Annotated in this window: 17 protein-coding genes; 11 read left to right on the plus strand and 6 right to left on the minus strand. The window is 63.2% G+C overall.

Annotated elements, in window-relative coordinates; translation table 11 throughout:
- Positions 1-31: 31 nt before the first annotated feature.
- A complete protein-coding gene (locus K288_RS0103585) occupies positions 32-643 on the minus strand; it encodes a DNA-3-methyladenine glycosylase (protein ID WP_051334329.1) in 612 nt (203 codons plus the stop codon).
- 132 nt (positions 644-775) lie between these two features.
- On the opposite strand from K288_RS0103585, the gene lipA reads away from it, so the two are divergent.
- Positions 776-1,735, plus strand: a complete 960-nt coding sequence (gene lipA / locus K288_RS0103590) for a lipoyl synthase (RefSeq protein WP_027578339.1) — start codon at positions 776-778, stop codon at positions 1,733-1,735.
- 7 nt (positions 1,736-1,742) lie between these two features.
- Positions 1,743-2,210, plus strand: a complete 468-nt coding sequence (locus tag K288_RS0103595; protein ID WP_027578340.1) for a ubiquinone-binding protein — start codon at positions 1,743-1,745, stop codon at positions 2,208-2,210.
- Between the two features lie 107 nt (positions 2,211-2,317).
- Here K288_RS0103595 and K288_RS0103600 read toward each other — a convergent pair whose 3' ends face one another.
- Together K288_RS0103600 and K288_RS0103605 are read right to left on the minus strand one after the other, a co-directional pair.
- Positions 2,318-2,920 carry a CinA family protein gene (locus K288_RS0103600; RefSeq protein WP_027578341.1) on the minus strand — a complete coding sequence of 201 codons (603 nt, stop codon included), beginning with the start codon at positions 2,918-2,920 and terminating at the stop codon, positions 2,318-2,320.
- Between the two features lies 1 nt (position 2,921).
- Complete coding sequence (locus K288_RS0103605) at positions 2,922-4,118, minus strand: bifunctional 2-C-methyl-D-erythritol 4-phosphate cytidylyltransferase/2-C-methyl-D-erythritol 2,4-cyclodiphosphate synthase (protein WP_027578342.1); 1,197 nt, start codon at positions 4,116-4,118, stop codon at positions 2,922-2,924.
- A gap of 289 nt (positions 4,119-4,407) precedes the next feature.
- On the opposite strand from K288_RS0103605, the gene dusB reads away from it, so the two are divergent.
- The 8 genes from dusB (at position 4,408) to K288_RS0103645 (ending at position 14,944) form a co-directional block, all read left to right on the plus strand.
- Positions 4,408-5,409 carry a tRNA dihydrouridine synthase DusB gene (gene dusB, locus K288_RS0103610; RefSeq protein WP_027578343.1) on the plus strand — a complete coding sequence of 334 codons (1,002 nt, stop codon included), beginning with the start codon at positions 4,408-4,410 and terminating at the stop codon, positions 5,407-5,409.
- Positions 5,406-6,581 (plus strand): nitrogen regulation protein NR(II), encoded by a 1,176-nt coding sequence (locus K288_RS0103615; RefSeq protein WP_027578344.1) that lies wholly within the window; start codon positions 5,406-5,408, stop codon positions 6,579-6,581. Before dusB ends, K288_RS0103615 begins: the two co-directional genes overlap by 4 nt.
- A gap of 9 nt (positions 6,582-6,590) precedes the next feature.
- Positions 6,591-8,033, plus strand: a complete 1,443-nt coding sequence (gene ntrC, locus K288_RS0103620) for a nitrogen regulation protein NR(I) (RefSeq protein WP_027578345.1) — start codon at positions 6,591-6,593, stop codon at positions 8,031-8,033.
- Positions 8,034-8,235: 202 nt separating this feature from the next.
- Entirely contained in the window at positions 8,236-10,605 is a 2,370-nt protein-coding gene (locus K288_RS0103625; protein ID WP_027578346.1) for a PAS domain-containing sensor histidine kinase, read from the plus strand.
- Positions 10,606-10,620: 15 nt separating this feature from the next.
- Complete coding sequence (locus tag K288_RS0103630; RefSeq protein WP_027578347.1) at positions 10,621-11,991, plus strand: sigma-54 dependent transcriptional regulator; 1,371 nt, start codon at positions 10,621-10,623, stop codon at positions 11,989-11,991.
- Positions 11,992-12,252: 261 nt separating this feature from the next.
- Positions 12,253-12,501, plus strand: coding sequence for an RNA chaperone Hfq (gene hfq / locus K288_RS0103635; protein WP_027578348.1), 249 nt, complete (start codon positions 12,253-12,255; stop codon positions 12,499-12,501).
- Positions 12,502-12,512: 11 nt separating this feature from the next.
- On the plus strand, positions 12,513-13,889 hold the full coding sequence (hflX, locus tag K288_RS0103640) for a GTPase HflX (RefSeq protein WP_027578349.1): 1,377 nt from the start codon (positions 12,513-12,515) through the stop codon (positions 13,887-13,889).
- 221 nt (positions 13,890-14,110) lie between these two features.
- Positions 14,111-14,944, plus strand: coding sequence for a DUF2272 domain-containing protein (locus tag K288_RS0103645; protein WP_027578350.1), 834 nt, complete (start codon positions 14,111-14,113; stop codon positions 14,942-14,944).
- A 30-nt stretch (positions 14,945-14,974) separates the two neighbouring features.
- Here the strand turns inward: K288_RS0103645 and mazG are convergent, their stop codons facing one another.
- Positions 14,975-15,796, minus strand: coding sequence for a nucleoside triphosphate pyrophosphohydrolase (gene mazG / locus K288_RS0103650; protein WP_027578351.1), 822 nt, complete (start codon positions 15,794-15,796; stop codon positions 14,975-14,977).
- A gap of 128 nt (positions 15,797-15,924) precedes the next feature.
- Between mazG and queC the strand changes: the two genes are divergently transcribed.
- Complete coding sequence (gene queC / locus K288_RS0103655; RefSeq protein ID WP_027578352.1) at positions 15,925-16,653, plus strand: 7-cyano-7-deazaguanine synthase QueC; 729 nt, start codon at positions 15,925-15,927, stop codon at positions 16,651-16,653.
- 5 nt (positions 16,654-16,658) lie between these two features.
- Here the strand turns inward: queC and K288_RS0103660 are convergent, their stop codons facing one another.
- Together K288_RS0103660 and K288_RS49390 are read right to left on the minus strand one after the other, a co-directional pair.
- Positions 16,659-16,838: a hypothetical protein gene (locus tag K288_RS0103660; protein ID WP_027578353.1), complete on the minus strand. Its 180-nt coding sequence runs from the start codon at positions 16,836-16,838 to the stop codon at positions 16,659-16,661.
- Positions 16,839-16,987: 149 nt separating this feature from the next.
- The gene (locus K288_RS49390; protein ID WP_152535359.1) at positions 16,988-17,737 is read right to left on the minus strand and encodes a hypothetical protein; all 750 of its coding nucleotides are present in this window, start codon (positions 17,735-17,737) and stop codon (positions 16,988-16,990) included.
- Positions 17,738-17,961: the final 224 nt, after the last annotated feature.

Below are 17,961 nucleotides of genomic sequence, written 5' to 3' on the forward strand. Positions count from 1 at the left end.
AACCGCGTTGCGAAGGCAATTCAACTTCAACTCAAACTGAAAACGGCTTGCTCAGGAATTTCGATTCCTTCATGCCGTAGCGCCAAGGCAGATCGATTGCTTTGGTAATTCCGATTCGCACACCTGCGACAACATCGACACTGCCGACGCGCGCGTGCAGCGAGAACGGTGCCTGATCGAGCGGCAGCGCGTTATGCTCAATCGTTATGCCGAGTGCTTCGGTCAGCTTGCCCGGACCGGAACAGAGTGCACGCACTTCCTTGAGGTGACGACGCCGCCGCATCGTTGCGATACCATGGGTGGGCTCCAGCGCGCGGATCAGCACGGCGCTCGCCGATCCTTCTTCTTCGCAGACGAAATTCACGCACCAGTGAATGCCGTAGGAGCGATAAACATAAGCGAAGCCGGGCGGGCCGAACATCACCTGGTTGCGCGGCGTCGGCCCGCGATAGGAATGGGCGGCCGGATCGGTGTGGTGATAGGCCTCGACCTCCACGATGAGGCCGCCGACGCCATTGAAGAGCAGGGTCGCGCCGATCAGGTCGGGTGCAACCTCATGCACGCTGCGGCCAAAGAATGAGCGTTTGAGCGCCTTGCCAAGGCGGATCGGTGCTTCGCCCGGCACTGTGGGGTTTTGAACCATTTTGGTGGGAATCAGAGCGGAACGCTGGGGAATTCTGCCCATATGTTGCACGTTCTGTTAGCATGCGCGAGCCGGGTTGCGGGTTCGGGCAATACGGATTAGCTAACAGTCTCAAAGATCCGTAGATTTCCCATGGTCACCCTGATCGACACCATTTCAGCCAATCCGGTGCGCCCGCGCCACCCCGAAAAGGTGAACCGGCCCGACGCGCTGTCGCCGCCCAAGCCGGACTGGATCCGGGTGCGCGCGCCGAATACGCGCGGCTATGCCGATACCCGCAAGATCGTGAAGGAGAATGGGCTCGTCACGGTCTGCGAGGAGGCGGGCTGTCCGAATATCGGTGAGTGCTGGGACAAGAAGCACGCCACCTTCATGATCATGGGGGACACCTGCACCCGGGCGTGTGCCTTCTGCAACGTCAAAACCGGCATGCCTGGCGCCCTCGATGCCGCCGAGCCGGAGCATGTGGCGGAGGCGACCTTCAAGCTTGGGCTTTCCCATGTCGTGATCACCTCGGTCGACCGCGACGATCTTGCCGACGGTGGCGCCGAGCATTTTGCCCAGACCGTCCGTGCCATCCGCGCGCGCTGCCCGAAGACCACGATCGAAATCCTCACCCCCGACTTCCTGCGCAAGGACGGCGCGCTTGAAGTCGTAGCCGCGGCCAAGCCCGACGTCTTCAACCACAATCTCGAAACCGTGCCCTCGCGCTATCTGTCCGTGCGGCCCGGCGCGCGCTACTTTCACTCGATCCGGCTGCTGCAGCGGGTGAAGGAGGTCGATCCGACGATCTTCACCAAGTCCGGCATCATGGTGGGCCTGGGCGAGGAGCGGCACGAGGTGCTGCAGGTGATGGACGACCTGCGCTCGGCCGATGTCGATTTCCTCACCATCGGACAATATCTGCAGCCGACGCGGAAGCATCACGCCGTGATGCGCTATGTCACGCCGGACGAGTTCGCAGGCTACGAGAAGGTTGCCTATACCAAGGGTTTTCTTATGGTGTCGGCGAGTCCGCTGACGCGTTCGTCCCATCATGCGGGCGACGATTTCGCCAAACTGCAAGCGGCGCGGGCAGCTCTATCCCGCTGAGCCAGACATGCCGAGGTATTCCAGCAAGCGGCGGGTCCGCCACTCTGCGTCGCAGATGTTCGATCTGGTCGCCGACGTCGAGCGCTATCCGGAATTCGTGCCGCTGTGCCAGGCGCTGAAGATCCGGCAGCGCACACCGAAAGAGGACGGTACCGAGGTCCTCGTTGCCGACATGACCGTGTCGTTCAAGCTGGTGCGCGAGAGCTTCACCAGCCGCGTCACCCTCGACCGGCCGAACCTGAAGATCATCGTCGAATATCTGCGCGGCCCCTTCAGCAACCTCGAGAACCGCTGGACCTTTGAGGCGAAATCCGAAACCGAATGCGACGTCGGTTTCTTTATCTCATACGAGTTCAGAAGCCGGATGCTGGCAATACTGATGGGTTCGATGTTCGATGCCGCGTTTCAACGCTTCGCGGCCGCGTTCGAAAAGCGTGCGGACCAAGTCTACGGCAAGCCGGCAATTTCGTCGTAAATTTATCCCCGTCATTGCGAGGAGCGACGCGACGAAGCAATCCACCTGTCCACACGTGGGGAGAGATGGATTGCTCCGCTGCGCCCGCAATGACGGAGCGAGGGCTGCTACGTGCGTGGCGGTCTTCGCCGCTTGACGGCGCTGCGGCGGGGGGACCGCGCGACGCGGGGACGCAGGCGGCTGACAGCTTCGCGGCGCGGCTTGGCCGCAGCCTGCGGGCCGCGCGCCAGTTCCATCAGCATGCGCAAGGCTTCGACCACGGAGCGTTGCCGCACCGCGCTACGCCCGATCGCGCCGAAGCGGTGCTCACGATGCATGATCCGGCCATCGCGGGCGGCGACGGCGAAATGCACCAGGCCGACCGGCTTGCCCGGGGTGGCGCCGCCGGGGCCGGCGATGCCGGTGATGGCGACTGCAAGATCGACGCCGGCGCGCTCCAGGGCTCCGACAGCCATGGCGGTCGCGGTCTCCTTGCTGACCGCGCCGAAGGTCGAAAGCGTCAGCGCGTTGACGCCGAGCATCGCCCGCTTGGCCTCGTTGGAATAGGTGACGAAGCCGCGATCGATGACGTCGGAGGAGCCGGGGATATCGGTGAGGGCCCCCGCGACCAGCCCACCGGTGCAGGACTCCGCCGTCGCGATCGTCAGTTTCCGCATCCGGCACAGGTCGAGCAGCGAGCGGGAGAGGGCGCGCGCGTCGCTGCCGCTCATGTCACGCGCTCCAGCCTTTGTCATTCCAAGGAAGACGGACGGTGGCGCTCGCGGTGGCCGCGATGCCTTCTTCGCGGCCGGTGAAGCCCAGTTTCTCGCTGGTCGTCGCCTTTACCGCGATGCGCGAGATGTCCACGCCCGAGATCTCGGCGATCTTTGCCCGCATGGTGTCGCGCAGCGGGCCGATCTTCGGCCGCTCGCAGATCAGCGTCACCTCGAGATTGGCGATGCGGCCGCCGCGCGCGGTGACGCGATCGACGGCATATTTCAGGAACCGGTCGGAAGAGGCGCCCTTCCACTGCGGATCTACAGGCGGAAAATGCGAGCCGATGTCGCCGTCCGCAAGCGCGCCGAGAATGGCATCGACCAGCGCATGCAGGCCGACATCGCCATCGGAGTGGGCGAGAAAGCCCTTGGTGTGCGGCACGCGCACGCCGCAGATCATCACGTGGTCACCTTCGCCGAAAGCATGCACGTCGTAGCCGGTGCCGATCCTGATATCGCCGAGCAGGCTGGCGAGGCGGGCTTCCTCGCGGACGAAATCTTCGGGTGTGGTGAGTTTCATGTTCGCAGGATCGCCTTCAAAGGTCGCCACCGTCAATCCCGCCCATTCAGCAATCGCGGCATCGTCGGTGAAATCGCTCAAGCCCTCGCGCGCGGCGCGGCGATGTGCATCCAGTATCACGTCAAACCGAAAGACCTGTGGCGTCTGCGCGATTCGCAGCCGCGCACGTTCGGGCGTCGCTTCGACATCGCCGTTCGCGCCGGTTAGCTTGATGGTGTCGGTGACCGGGACAACGGGAATGGCGGCGCCGGTACGACGGGCCGCGTCGATCGCGCGCGAGATCAGTGCCTGCGTCGCGAAGGGCCGCGCGGCGTCGTGGATCAGCACGATGTCCGGCTTCTCGCCTGCAAGCGCCTCGAGACCCGCTCGCACGGACGCCTGCCTGGTTGCACCACCGTTTGTCGGCGGCCGGTGGCGAAGGCCCACCACGGCTTCGTTGAAGAGGGCGGCATCGTCGGGATTGACGACCGGCTGCACGGCGAAAACATCGGGGTGGCGGCTGAACGGCTCCATCGCCCGGAAGATCACCGTCTGTCCGCCGATCACCCGGTACTGCTTCGGCCCGCCTGCGCCGGCGCGAAGCCCGCGGCCGGCTGCGACGAGGATGGCGGCGGTACGCTCAGGTCTGGGCATTGGGCGAAACTGTATACGAATCGGGTTGTGGAGAGGGGCGCCAGGCTATTCGCCGGCGCACAGCCCTTACCATGCTGGATGCGCAATGACAGAGCTATTCCCATCCTCTGTGGGAAAAGCAGTTCTTGTTGCGGTGCACTTGCGCAAGTTGATAGAAATGTCTAAACCGTAGGCATAGAGCTTGACTGCACAAGAATTGTGCTCAAAATATAGGGCAGCGGCGCGATGAGGCTGCCGCCCTTAGAACGAGAAGCCCGTGACCGGCCTCGCAAGAACACGTCGTAAACTGTTGAAAATAGGCGACATTGACGTCGCCAACCCGGTGCTTCTCGCCCCCATGTCCGGCGTGACCGATGCCCCATTTCGGCGCCTCGCGGCGAGTCTCGGCGCGGGGCTTGTGGTCTCCGAGATGACCGCAAGCGACGATCTTGCGCAGGGCAGGCCGATTTCGCTCTTGCGCTGCGAGGCGGCCGGGATCGGGCCACATGTGGTCCAGCTGGCAGGGTGCGAGACCCGCTGGATGGCCGAGGGCGCGAGGATCGCGGAAGCAGCGGGCGCCGACATCATCGATATCAACATGGGTTGTCCGGCCCGCCATGTGACTGGCGGCCAGTCCGGCTCGGCTTTGATGCGCGACCTCGATCACGCGACAAGCCTGATCGAGGCGACGATCGCGGCGATCAAGGTGCCGGTGACGCTGAAGATGCGGCTCGGCTGGGATGACCGCTCGCGCAACGCGCCGGAACTGGCGCGCCGTGCGCAAGCCGCCGGCGTGCAGATGGTGACGGTCCATGGCCGCACCCGCTGCCAGTTCTACAAGGGCGAGGCGGATTGGGCCGCCGTGCGGGAAGTCAGGGACGCCGTCTCGATCCCGCTCGTGGTCAACGGGGACATCACCTCCTTCGAGCGCGCGGTGACCGCGCTCGACGAGTCCGGTGCCGACGCGGTCATGATCGGACGCGGCGCGCAGGGCCAGCCCTGGCTGCCCGGGCAGATCGGCCGGCGGCTCGAGACCGGCATCGCTGAGCAGGCACCCCCGCTCGCCGAACAGCTCGGCCATATCCGCGAACTCTATGACGCCGTCCTGAGCCATTACGGGGTCCGTATCGGGCTCAAGCATGCGCGAAAACATCTCGGCTGGGCGCTGGAGATCGCCGCCCACTACAGCTGTGCACCGGCCGCGACGTTGAAGGGCTGGCGGCAGAGGATCCTGACCTCCGAGGAGCCCTCAAGCGTGCATCAATCGCTTCAGAATGCTTACGACGATTTTGCATGGAGTGCTGCTGCATGACATCACTCGCAGACACTCGCCGGCGCATGCCGTCCGACAGCGACGCCATCCTCAACGCGCTGCCGAACCCGGTGTTGCTGGTGGCGCCCGATGGCCGCATCGTCGATGCCAATATCGCCGCCGAATCGTTTTTCGAGATCTCGACGCAGTTCCTGCAGCGGCAGTCGCTGAAGGAGTTGGTGCCGTTCGGCAGCCCGCTGCTCGCGCTGATCGAGCAGGTGCGCAGCAGTGGCTCGCCAGTCAACGAGTACAAGGTCGATCTCGGCACGCCCCGGATCGGCGGCGACCGCCAGGTCGATCTGCATGTGGCGCCGCTCACGGAGCGACCGGGGCATATCGTCGTGATGCTGCAGGAGCGTACCATCGCCGACAAGATGGACCGGCAGCTCACCCATCGCAGCGCTGCGCGTTCGGTGATCGCACTGGCGGCGATGCTGGCGCATGAGATCAAGAATCCGCTGTCGGGCATCCGCGGCGCGGCGCAACTCTTGGAGCAGCAGGCCTCCTCGGACGACCGCATGCTGACGCGGCTGATCTGCGACGAGGCCGACCGCATCGTCACCCTGGTCGACCGCATGGAAGTGTTCGGCGACGACCGGCCGGTCGCCCGCGGCCCCGTCAACATCCATTCGGTGCTCGACCACGTCAAACGGCTGGCGCAGTCCGGCTTCGCGCGCAATGTCCGCTTCATCGAGGACTACGATCCGTCGCTGCCCCCGGTGCTCGCCAACCAGGACCAGCTGATCCAGGTGTTCCTCAATCTGGTGAAGAACGCTGCCGAGGCGGTAGCCGATCTCGGCACCGATGCGGAAATCCAGCTCACCACCGCGTTCCGTCCGGGCGTCCGCCTCTCGGTGCCCGGGAAAAAATCGCGGGTGTCGCTGCCGCTGGAATTCTGCGTCAGGGACAACGGCTCCGGCGTGCCGGAAGACCTGTTGCCAAACCTGTTCGATCCCTTCGTCACCACAAAACAGACCGGCAGTGGCCTCGGGCTTGCGCTCGTCGCCAAAATCGTCGGCGATCACGGCGGCATCATCGAATGCGAATCTCAGCCGCGGAAGACCACCTTCCGCGTGCTGATGCCGATGTACAACCCCGCCAAACAAATCGACCAAAGCAGCCGCGAGGACGTTCCGGGTACGCCGTCGCATGCCTCTCAGGACGCAAGATGAGGAAAGACAATGCCCGCAGGTAGTATTCTCGTTGCTGATGACGACACCGCCATCCGGACGGTTCTCAACCAGGCTCTGTCACGCGCCGGGTATGAGGTGCGGTTAACCGGCAACGCGGCGACGCTGTGGCGCTGGGTCAGCCAGGGCGAGGGCGATCTCGTCATCACCGATGTGGTGATGCCCGACGAGAACGCGTTCGACCTGTTGCCGCGCATCAAGAAGATGCGGCCGAACCTGCCTGTCATCGTCATGAGCGCGCAAAACACTTTCATGACAGCGATCAGGGCCTCCGAGCGCGGCGCCTACGAATATCTGCCGAAGCCCTTCGACCTGAAGGAGCTGATCACCATCGTCGGCCGAGCGCTCGCCGAGCCGAAGGAGAGGGTGTCGAGCGCGGCCGACGACGCGGAGTTCGACTCGATCCCGCTGGTCGGCCGCTCGCCGGCGATGCAGGAAATCTACCGCGTGCTGGCGCGGCTGATGCAGACCGACCTGACCGTGATGATCTCGGGCGAATCCGGCACCGGCAAGGAACTGGTGGCCCGCGCGCTGCACGACTATGGCAAGCGGCGGAACGGCCCCTTCGTTGCCGTCAACATGGCGGCGATCCCGCGCGATCTTATCGAGTCTGAATTGTTCGGCCATGAGCGCGGCGCGTTCACCGGCGCCAATACCCGTGCCTCCGGCCGGTTCGAGCAGGCGGAGGGCGGCACGCTGTTCCTCGACGAGATCGGCGACATGCCGATGGAGGCGCAGACCCGGCTGCTGCGCGTGCTGCAGCAGGGAGAGTACACCACCGTCGGCGGACGCACCCCGATCAAGACCGACGTGCGCATCGTCGCCGCGAGCAACAAGGATTTGCGCATCCTGATCCAGCAGGGCCTGTTCCGTGAAGATCTGTTCTTCCGTCTGAACGTGGTGCCGCTGCGGCTGCCGCCGTTGCGCGAGCGGATCGAGGATCTGCCCGACCTGATCAGGCACTTCTTTGCGCTCGCCGAGAAGGACGGCCTGCCGCCGAAGAAGCTCGACACCCAGGCGCTGGAGCGGCTGAAACAGCACCGCTGGCCGGGCAACGTCCGTGAACTGGAAAACCTCGCACGCCGGCTGGCGGCGCTTTACCCACAGGATGTGATCACCGCGTCCGTCATCGACGGCGAACTGGCCCCGCCGGCCGTCACCTCCGGCGGCAACACGCAGCTCGGGGTGGACAATCTCGGTGGCGCGGTCGAGGCCTATTTATCCTCGCACTTCTCCGGTTTCCCGAACGGCGTACCGCCGCCGGGCCTCTACCACCGTATTCTAAAGGAGATCGAGGTACCGCTCCTGACGGCCGCGCTCGCGGCCACCCGCGGCAACCAGATCCGTGCTGCCGACTTGCTCGGCCTCAACCGCAACACGCTGCGCAAAAAGATCAGGGACCTCGATATTCAGGTCTATCGGAGCGGGGCCTGACCCCGACCCCGACCCGTCATTCCGGGACACGCGCAGCGCGAACCCGGAATGACGAGACCCAAGGGTTGTGGATGGCCTGTGGACCTCCTGTTCATTCTTAAGCCGACGCCGCGGAATTGTCGCAATTCGGCAACATTGTGATATGATTGCATCAGTCCGCTCGATCAGCGGACATTGAGGCCTTCAGTTCATCCTTGCCGGAATGACCAGCCCAGAGACCACGGCTCAGCCGTACGAACCTTCACGTACCGAAGAAAGGGGAGTGCCGCTTGCGAAGTGGCTGGCGCCCTTTGCGATCGCGATTGCTCTGCTCTCGGCATTCCTGACGTTCGTGGTGCTGACGGGGTTGACCCCGGTCGAGCCGACCAAGCACGTCGTCTATTCATTTCTGGCGATCAACGCCGGCACGATCCTGCTGCTGGTCGGTATCATCATCCGCGAAATCTGGCAGGTCATTCAGGCCCGACGCCGTGGCCGCGCGGCGGCAAGGCTTCACGTCCAGATCGTCAGCCTGTTTTCCATTGTTGCGGTGCTGCCTGCGGTGGTCGTCGCCATTGTCGCCAATGTCATGCTCGACCGCGGCCTCGACCGGCTGTTTTCGGGGCCGACGCGGGTGGCGATCCAGAATTCGCTCACCGTCGCGCGGGCTTATATGAACGACCACGCGCAGCTTATCGGCGGCGACATCCTGGGGATGGCCAACGACATCGCCCGCGCCCGGCCGCTGTACGATCAGGACCGCCGCAGCTTCCTGGAAATCCTCGAGTCGAGCGCCTCGGCGCGCAATCTGCCTGGCGCAATGTTGATCGACAAGGATCGCAATATCCTGGCGCAGACCGGTATCCGCCTGGACTTTACGACGCCACCGGAGGAGTTCCTCAAAGATGTCGGCGAAGACAAGCCCGAGATATCGGTCTTCCCGGAAGCGAACTATGTCGCCGCCGTCATTCGTCTCCGCGCATTCACCGACACCTTTTTGTATGTCGCACGGCTGCTCGATCCGCGGGTGATCAGCCAGTTGAAGCAGACCGAGGCCAGCGCTGCCGAATATGCCGCGATCGAGTCGCAGAGGCTCGGCATCCAGGTGACCTTCGCGCTGGTGTTTGCCGTGATTGCGCTGACCATTCTGGTGGCGTCGGTGCTGATCGGGCTTAACTTCGCCAACTGGCTGGTGTCGCCGATCCGCAGCCTCATGAGCGCCGCCAACCAGGTGTCCACAGGCGACCTCAGCATCCAGGTTCCTGTCCATAAATCGGAAGGCGATCTCGCCCAGCTTGGTCAGACCTTCAACAAGATGACGCAGGAATTGCGCACCCAGCGCGACGAACTCGTCAGTGCCAGCGAGCTGATCGACAGCCGCAGGCGCTTTATCGAGGCGGTGCTGTCATCGGCCAGCGCCGGCATCATCGGCGTCGATGCGTCCGGCAGCGTCGGCATCCTCAATCGGTCGGCGGAAAAGCTGATCGGCCACGCCGAGTCGGAGACCTTGGGCCATCCGTTGTCGGACGTGCTTCCCGAGCTCGACGAGATGATGAAGACGGCGCGGGAGGGGACCCAGCGTCTGGTCCAGGGCCAGATCACCATCACCCGCGACGGCTACGAGCGCAATCTGTCGGTCCGCATCTCCGCCGAAAAGACCAGCCACTCCTGGGATAATTACATCATCACGCTCGACGACATCACCGAGCTGGTCTCGGCCCAGCGGACCTCGGCCTGGGGCGATGTCGCGCGCCGCATCGCGCATGAGATCAAGAATCCGCTGACGCCGATCCAGCTTTCGGCCGAGCGCATCCGCCGCAAATTCGGCAAGACCATCACCGAGCCGAAGGACAAGTCGATCTTCGAGCAATGCACCGACACCATCGTGCGCCAGGTCGACGATATCAGGCGCATGGTCGACGAATTCTCGCGCTTTGCCCGCATGCCGAAGCCGGTGATGGAAGGCGAGGACGTCGCCGACACCGTGCGGCAGGCGGTGTTCCTGATGAAGGTCGCGCACCCCGAGCTCGATATCGAGGCCGACATCAAGCAGGACCCGCTGCGGGCGCAGTTCGATCGCCGGCTGATCTCGCAGGCGCTGACCAACATCATCAAGAACGCGACCGAGGCGATCGAGCAGGTGCCGCCGGAAGAGCTCGGCAAGGGGCGGATTGACGTCGTCGCGCAGCGCGAAGGCGAAGAGATCATCATCGACGTGATCGACAACGGCATCGGGCTGCCGAAGGTTGCGCGCGCACGGCTGCTCGAACCCTATGTCACGACGCGCCAGAAGGGCACCGGGCTCGGGCTCGCCATCGTCGGCCGCGTGCTCGAAGACCATGGCGGCCGCATCGAGCTCAAGGACGCCTCCGACTTCCGTCCCGGGCAGCGCGGCGCCTGGATGCGGCTTCGATTCGCGGTCTCCGGGCAGCCGCCAAAGGCGGAGGCGAAGGAACCACCTCCGACGACCGGCCCCGAGTCGCAGCAGTCAAGCGGGCCGGGCGAAGAAAAAAATCCGCCGGTAGCCGCGACCAGCGACCCGGCATCCACGACCAATATCCAACCAAAAATCAAAGCAGCTACAGGCGACTGACAGGCAGGTGTAACCATGGCAAGTGACATTCTGATTGTCGACGATGAGGCAGACATTCGCGACCTCGTTGCGGGCATCCTGGAAGACGAGGGTTTTTCCACGCGCACCGCGCGGGACAGCGATTCGGCGCTGGCGGAGATCGCCAACCGCCGCCCGCATCTGGTCTTCCTCGACATTTGGCTGCAGGGCTCCAAGCTCGACGGGCTGCAGCTCCTGGAGCAGATCAAGAAGGACAATGCCGACCTGCCGGTCGTGATGATCTCCGGCCACGGCAACATCGAGACCGCGGTCGCAGCGATCAAGCGCGGAGCCTATGACTTCATCGAGAAGCCGTTCAAGTCGGACCGGCTGATCCTGGTCGCGACCCGGGCGCTGGAGAACTCACGCCTCAAGCGCGAGGTTAAAGAACTCAAGCAACAGGCTCCAACTGCGAGCGTTTTGACCGGCCGCTCCGCCTGCATGAACCAGCTGAGGCAGACCATCGAGCGCGCCGCCAAGGCCAACAGCCGCATCCTGATCGTGGGGCCGGCGGGCTCCGGCAAGGAGCTGGTGGCGCGTACGCTGCACCAGGCCTCGAGCCGGGTCGACGGGCCGTTCGTCGTCATCAACGCGGCCGCGATCACGCCCGAGCGGATGGAGGTCGAGCTGTTCGGCATCGAGGCTTCCAATGGCGAGCAGCCGCGCAAGCCGGGCGCGCTGGAAGAGGCTCACGGCGGCACGCTGTTCATCGACGAGATCGCCGATATGCCGCGCGAAACCCAGAACAAGATCCTGCGCGTGCTGGTCGACCAGACGTTTCAGCGCTCCGGCGGCACCGCAAAGGTCCATGTCGACGTGCGCATCATTTCGTCCACGGCGCGCAACCTGGAGGAGGAGATTGCGGCCGGCCACTTCCGCGAGGACCTCTACCATCGCCTCTCGGTGGTCCCGATCCGCGTGCCGCCGCTGTCCGAGCGGCGCGAGGATATCCCCGAACTGATCGATTATTTCATGGACCAGATCTCGGCGGCGACCGGCCTGCCGAAGCGTCAGATCGGCCAGGACGCGATGGCGGTGCTGCAGTCCCATGTCTGGCCGGGCAACGTCCGCCAGCTCCGCAACAATGTCGAGCGGGTGATGATTCTGGCCGGCGGCGGCCCGGAGGCGATCATCACCGCGGACATGTTGCCGCAGGACGTTGGCTCGATGGTGCCGGCGATGCCGACCAGCAGCAACGGCGAGCACATCATGGGGCTACCGCTGCGCGAGGCGCGCGAGGTGTTCGAGCGCGACTATCTGATTGCTCAGATCAGCCGGTTTTCCGGCAATATCTCGCGCACGGCGGAGTTCGTCGGCATGGAGCGGTCCGCGCTCCATCGCAAGCTCAAGGCGTTGGGGGTCGGCTGAGCCATCCGGTCGCACATCCATGCAATTGACTGGGAATGATCGCTTTTTTCCCCATGCTTTTGCGGCAATTGCCGATTCTTGTTCATGGGTGGCTCGCGAACCGGCTTGCCTAATGGGCGGGCCTGCCCTCTAATCCTACCGCCGCGCTTGTCAGAGGGGGAACTCAGGACAGGCCGGCGACCGGGGAAAGGCTCCGTCAGAGGGCTCCAACCGGTCCCAACATTCCAATAAGAAGAACCACAAGACGGCGGGACAAAAAAAATGGCGGCAGACCGCGCTCAAAATCTACAAGACACCTTCCTAAATCATGTTCGTAAGACCAAGACGCCACTGACGATCTTTCTGGTGAATGGCGTGAAACTGCAGGGCATTGTCACCTGGTTCGACAATTTCTGCCTTTTACTCCGGCGGGACGGTCATTCGCAGCTTGTTTACAAGCACGCGATCTCGACCATCATGCCGGGCGCACCGATCCAGTTGTTTGAAGGCGGTGAGGATACACAGGGTTGAGAGTGAACTGATTGGAGCCCCGTAATCGTGAAGGGGCCGCCGACCGGCCACGGTCGGCGGAGGGAATTGAAAGCGGGCGGGTGATTGTCATCGGCCCGTATATGCGCATGCGCCGCGGCGAGGCTGAGGCGCAAATGGATGTGCGCGACTTCGAGGGACGGATCGAGGAGGCGGCCGGGCTTGCGCGCGCCATCGACCTCACGGTGATCGACAGCGTGATTGCCCCCGTCAGCCAGATCAGGCCGGCGACCTATCTCGGCAAGGGCAAGGTCGAGGAGATCACCGGCCTCGTTGCCGGCCACAACATCGAGCTCGTGGTGATGGATTGCGCGCTGTCGCCGATCCAGCAACGCAATCTCGAGAAGGCCTGGAACACGAAGGTGCTCGATCGCACCGGCCTGATCCTGGAGATATTCGGCCGGCGCGCCAAGACCAGGGAAGGCGCGCTGCAGGTCGAGCTCGCGCATCTCAATTACCAGCGCAGTCGCCTGGTGCGGTCATGGACCCATCTGGAGCGCCAGCGCGGCGGCTTCGGCTTCATGGGCGGCCCAGGCGAAACCCAGATCGAAGCCGACCGTCGACTGATCAGCGAGCGCATCACCAAGCTCGAAAGCGAACTGAAGAAGGTGCAGGCGACGCGGCGATTGCACCGCGCCGGCCGCCAGCGTGTGCCGTACCGCGTGGTGGCGCTGGTCGGCTACACCAATGCCGGCAAGTCGACGCTGTTCAACCGGCTGACCCGCGCCGATGTGCAGGCCGCCGACATGCTGTTCGCGACGCTCGATCCGACGCTCCGCGCGCTGCATCTGCCGCATGGTGGCAAGGCGATGCTGTCGGACACCGTCGGCTTCATCTCCAATCTGCCGACGCAACTCGTCGCGGCATTCCGCGCCACGCTGGAAGAGGTGCTGGAAGCCGATCTCATCCTTCACGTCCGCGACATCTCGCACGAGGATGCCGAGGCTCAGGAGCGCGACGTCGAGACAGTGCTGCGCCAGCTCGGGATCGATCCCGATGCCGACGGCGGCCAGCGCATCATCGAAGTCTGGAACAAGATCGACCGCTTCGATCCCGAAGAGCGCGCGAACTTGCACAACATCGCTGCCCGCCGTCCGCCGGAGCGGCCGGCCTTCCTGGTCTCCGCCTGGAGCGGGGAGGGAGTCGACGAACTCCTCGCCGCAATCGAGGATCGGCTGGCGGCAAAGCGCATGACGCTCGATCTGTCGATCGACGCCTCCGACGGTGCCGGCATCAGCTGGCTGCACCGCAATTCCGAGGTGCTCGACAAGAAGCTGCATGACGGCCGCTTCGACATGACCGTGCGTGTCGACGAGACCAAGCGCGATATCGTCGTGTCACGCTTCGATGCCGTGCCGCACGTGGCGTGACACTTTAGCTCTCCCGACAATTTGTGCTTGAACCGTCGTTGGGAAAGGAATATCTATATCATCATCCTAAAGTTGTATTGCCGCAAAATTTTATTTCACTGGTCGATTGCTCCCGGTCTTGGTTGCTGCAGCGCCTTGGTCCCAAGCTCATTTTGGCTCTGCAACCAATGTCTCTCTGAAGGACTGGGTGCATCGCATTGCAGGGGCCTTCGGGAAACAACATGCGCTCAATCATAACCGTCGCTAAGGACGAGTTCGACCGGTTCGGTGGGATCAACGAGGGTAACCAACCCTTGCGGGGACGGATCGCCGACTATTACGAGGCGGGAGGAGGGAGTCGAAACCTGGACCCGACCCGCGACGAAAATGCTTGGTCGGCAGCGTTTATTTCGTTCTGCGTCAAGCAATCCGGCGCAACACGGGATCAGTTCAAATTCAATCTTAGCCATTCCGTGTTCGTTCAAGCGGCCATTGCAAACGCGGACGCCGACCGCGGCGTGTTCAGAGGACATCCGATCAGCGCATATTCTCCGAAACTGGGTGATCTGATTCATCACAATCGAAGCGGAGGCTCCCTTAGCTTCGATTTTGCCCGGACGCATACAGGCTACCCATCCCACAGCGCCATTGTGGTGGACTTCGAAACCACCAACGGTGTGCGCCATGCGCTCACGATCGGCGGCAATGAATTTCTCTCGGGAGGTTCGGGCACAGTCGGCAGGAAACGCTTTGCGCTTCGGGCAAACGGCTTGCTTGATCAGTCCGCTATCGGGCCGAAACTCATCTGCGTAGTTGAGAACCAGCTGGAGGATGGGGCACCGATAGTGGCCATGCCGCTGGGGCCCTATGTTGTACGTGTTCGCACCGACCTCAAGCTTCGAGGCGGCCCAGGTGCCGAGTTTCCGATCATCAAGTCATTAGAGGATGGTACGACACTCGATGTATTGGCGTTCGATGATGTGTCGAGCGGCCGCTGGGCACTTGTAGACCTCGAGGGCGACGGCGTGAGGGATGGCTTTGTATTCTCACGATTTATCGAGCCAGTACTCGCCTGACCGTCTGGTAGATGCTGATCTGGTGAACCGTTAGCGCGGTTCGCCGGACTTCGCCTCGTTCCACAGCGCGTCCATCTCCTCCAACGAGGCGTCTTGCAGCGAGCGGCCACGCGCCTCCAGCGCGCGCTCGATATAGGCGAAGCGGCGCTCGAATTTGGCGTTGGTGCCGCGGAGCGCGGTTTCCGGATCGGCGCCGACATGCCGCGCGAGATTGACCACCGCGAACAGGAGGTCGCCGGTTTCTTCGGCCAGTTCATCGGCATCGGCGCCGTCGAGTGCCGCCTCTATCTCGTCAGCCTCCTCGCGGATCTTCTTCAACACTGCGCGCGGGTCGTTCCAGTCAAAGCCGACGGTCGAGGCCTTGCGCTGCAATTCCATGGCGCGCGCGAGGGCAGGCTGGCCGGCCTTGACGCCGGCAAGCAACGATTTGTGCGCGGCTTCTTCCGGCGGGCGGCGAGCCGCACGTTCGGCCTTCTCCTCAGCCTTGATGCGATCCCAGACTTCCTTGACGTGGGAGGGGGCAAGATTGCCGTTCTTGTCGGCGAATACGTGCGGATGCCGGCGGATCATCTTCCTGGTGATCGCCTCCACGACGTCGCCGAACGCAAAGGCGTTCCGCTCCTCCGCCATGCGGGCGTGGAACACGACCTGCAGCAGGAGATCGCCGAGTTCTTCCCTGAGATCGTCGAGGTCGTCGCGGGTGATGGCGTCCACCACCTCATAGGCTTCCTCGATGGTGTAGGGTGCAATCGTCGCAAAGTTCTGCTCGAGGTCCCAGGGGCACCCGGTCACCGGCGTGCGCAGTGCCGCCATGATCTCAAGGAGGCGTGAAATATCGCGGGAAGGGGTCATGCGGGGCACCAGAATTCTGCTTGTCCCGCTTTATGCCGCAAGCAACGTCCCGATCCCAGCGGAACGCGCCGAAATATGCCGATTTCCACCGGTTGGCCGCCGTCGCTGGCGGTGCTAAAGCGCGCGCCATGAGCGAAGATTTCTCGACCGAAACCGCGCTGGTGCTGTTCTCCGGCGGCCAGGATTCCGCCACCTGCCTTGCCTGGGCGCTCAAGCATTTTGCGCGCGTCGAAATGCTCGGCTTTGCCTATGGGCAGCGCCACGCGATCGAGCTCGAGTGCCGGGAGGGGCTGGTTTCCGGCATCAAGGCGCTGCAACCGGACTGGGCGTCAAAGCTCGGCGAGAGCCACACGCTGGAAATCCCGACGCTCGCCGAAATCTCCGACACGGCGCTGACGCGCGACGTCGCGATCGCGATGGGCGCGGATGGCCTACCCAATACTTTCGTGCCTGGCCGCAACCTGGTGTTCCTCACCTTCGCGGCCGCATTGGCCTATCGGCGCGGCATCCGCCACATCATCGGCGGGATGTGCGAGACCGACTATTCCGGTTATCCTGATTGCCGCAACGACACTATCGAGGCGCTACAGTCGGCGCTCAGCCTCGGGATGGCCAGGGATGTCCAATTGCACACGCCGCTGATGTGGCTGAGCAAGGCCGAGACCTGGAAGCTCGCCCATGAGCTCGGTGGCACTGGCCTGGTCGACCTGATCCGCGAACACTCTCACACCTGCTATCTCGGCGAACGCGGCGCGCCCCACGACTGGGGCTACGGCTGCGGCGAATGCCCGGCGTGCACGCTGCGAGAAAAGGGATGGCGGGAATATGCGGAGCGTGATGCCGTCTCGCGCCCGTAAAGCCGTTAGTATACCGGTGAGCGCCTGTCGCCTGCTGCAACCTTAATCGGCTCAAGTTGAGCGGAGATGTCGCGGAGCTCCTTCAGGCCGCCGCGGATGGTGAGGCGCGCCTGCAGCTGGACCAGGGTCTTGCCCTTCAGCGCTTGCTCGATAGCCTGGATCTTGGCGACGGCGTCTTCGATCATCGACTCGGCTCCCTCTGCCTTTAAGGCATTGGTAACCGAATGAGAGTTAACGAGATGTTAAGTCGCGTTGATCCATGCGGCACGCCGTACAGGCCAATAAAAACGCCACGCTCTTTCGAGCGTGGCATTGATACAGTGGAAGCGATCCTCTAGGCGGCCTTTTCGGCTTCGAATGTTTGTGGCGGCGACGAACTGTCCGAATGGGGCTCTGTCGCGACGCCGCCCGGCGGATTTAAATCGGTCGGCGCGCCTTCCGCCGCCTCGGGTGAGCTGGAGGAGCTCGCTACCTCCGCTGAATCTTCCATAGAACTGAGCGCGCTCTGCACCTGCGAAATAGCGTCCGCGGACGCTTGCTCGGCCTGCACGTCGGGTGACGCAGCCGTGGCGAGGGGCGCGGCAATCTGCTCTGCAGTCTCGATATGAGGTGTGATCTCCGGCTGAGCTTCGGCATGGACAGCCGGCGCTGTTTCCGCAACGACAACCTGATCCGCCGCCGTCGTTTCGGGCTCGGCAGATGCCGACGTCGCATTCAACTCTGCCGCATTCAACTCTGGTGCAGCCTGCTCGGTCTGCGTCTGCGGTTGAGTGACGGTCTGCAGGCCGAGGTCTGCCGAGACATCGCTGATCAGCTTGTCGATCGCGAGCAGCGCCCGGAATTCGGGGACGCTTGCAAGATGTTGCTGACACTTCGCCTTCGCGGCTTCCAATGCTTCAACGACTTCCGCAGCCATCGACTGCGCGGCCGCCAGACCCTGCAAGGTATCAGCGACCTGTTGCGTCGAACTTTCCACCAGCAGGAAAGCCGAATACTGCGGAACGGCTTTCAGATGCTCGTTGTATTCGTTGCGCACAGAGCGAAGCGAATTCACAATATTACCAAAAGAGACAACTTCAGACATTATATCCCCCTCACTCCCACCGTTGGGATTTCGCGACGCTATTTCAAAATTTTTCTGTATTCAATTTGAAATTGAGATGAATTCGTGTTGTTCTTAATGGGGCAGGCTACCGAACTAATCGATTACCTTTTTTCACCGCATTTATCGGCCGTTTTGTCTTGTGATCGTCATACTTGACGTTCGCGGTCCGGTTGTAACGGTATTTTTGTTGGCTCTGATCGACC

This window comes from Bradyrhizobium sp. Ai1a-2, from assembly GCF_000426245.1.
Classification (GTDB): domain Bacteria; phylum Pseudomonadota; class Alphaproteobacteria; order Rhizobiales; family Xanthobacteraceae; genus Bradyrhizobium.

Coding starts and splice junctions, on each gene's coding strand:
- K288_RS0103585 (WP_051334329.1), bottom strand. CDS start 643: ATGGTTCAAAACCCCACAGTGCCGGGCGAAGCACCGATCCGCCTTGGC.
- lipA (WP_027578339.1), top strand. CDS start 776: ATGGTCACCCTGATCGACACCATTTCAGCCAATCCGGTGCGCCCGCGC.
- K288_RS0103595 (WP_027578340.1), top strand. CDS start 1,743: ATGCCGAGGTATTCCAGCAAGCGGCGGGTCCGCCACTCTGCGTCGCAG.
- K288_RS0103600 (WP_027578341.1), bottom strand. CDS start 2,920: ATGAGCGGCAGCGACGCGCGCGCCCTCTCCCGCTCGCTGCTCGACCTG.
- K288_RS0103605 (WP_027578342.1), bottom strand. CDS start 4,118: ATGCCCAGACCTGAGCGTACCGCCGCCATCCTCGTCGCAGCCGGCCGC.
- K288_RS0103615 (WP_027578344.1), top strand. CDS start 5,406: ATGACATCACTCGCAGACACTCGCCGGCGCATGCCGTCCGACAGCGAC.
- ntrC (WP_027578345.1), top strand. CDS start 6,591: ATGCCCGCAGGTAGTATTCTCGTTGCTGATGACGACACCGCCATCCGG.
- K288_RS0103625 (WP_027578346.1), top strand. CDS start 8,236: ATGACCAGCCCAGAGACCACGGCTCAGCCGTACGAACCTTCACGTACC.
- K288_RS0103630 (WP_027578347.1), top strand. CDS start 10,621: ATGGCAAGTGACATTCTGATTGTCGACGATGAGGCAGACATTCGCGAC.
- hfq (WP_027578348.1), top strand. CDS start 12,253: ATGGCGGCAGACCGCGCTCAAAATCTACAAGACACCTTCCTAAATCAT.
- K288_RS0103645 (WP_027578350.1), top strand. CDS start 14,111: ATGCGCTCAATCATAACCGTCGCTAAGGACGAGTTCGACCGGTTCGGT.
- mazG (WP_027578351.1), bottom strand. CDS start 15,796: ATGACCCCTTCCCGCGATATTTCACGCCTCCTTGAGATCATGGCGGCA.
- queC (WP_027578352.1), top strand. CDS start 15,925: ATGAGCGAAGATTTCTCGACCGAAACCGCGCTGGTGCTGTTCTCCGGC.
- K288_RS0103660 (WP_027578353.1), bottom strand. CDS start 16,838: ATGATCGAAGACGCCGTCGCCAAGATCCAGGCTATCGAGCAAGCGCTG.
- K288_RS49390 (WP_152535359.1), bottom strand. CDS start 17,737: ATGTCTGAAGTTGTCTCTTTTGGTAATATTGTGAATTCGCTTCGCTCT.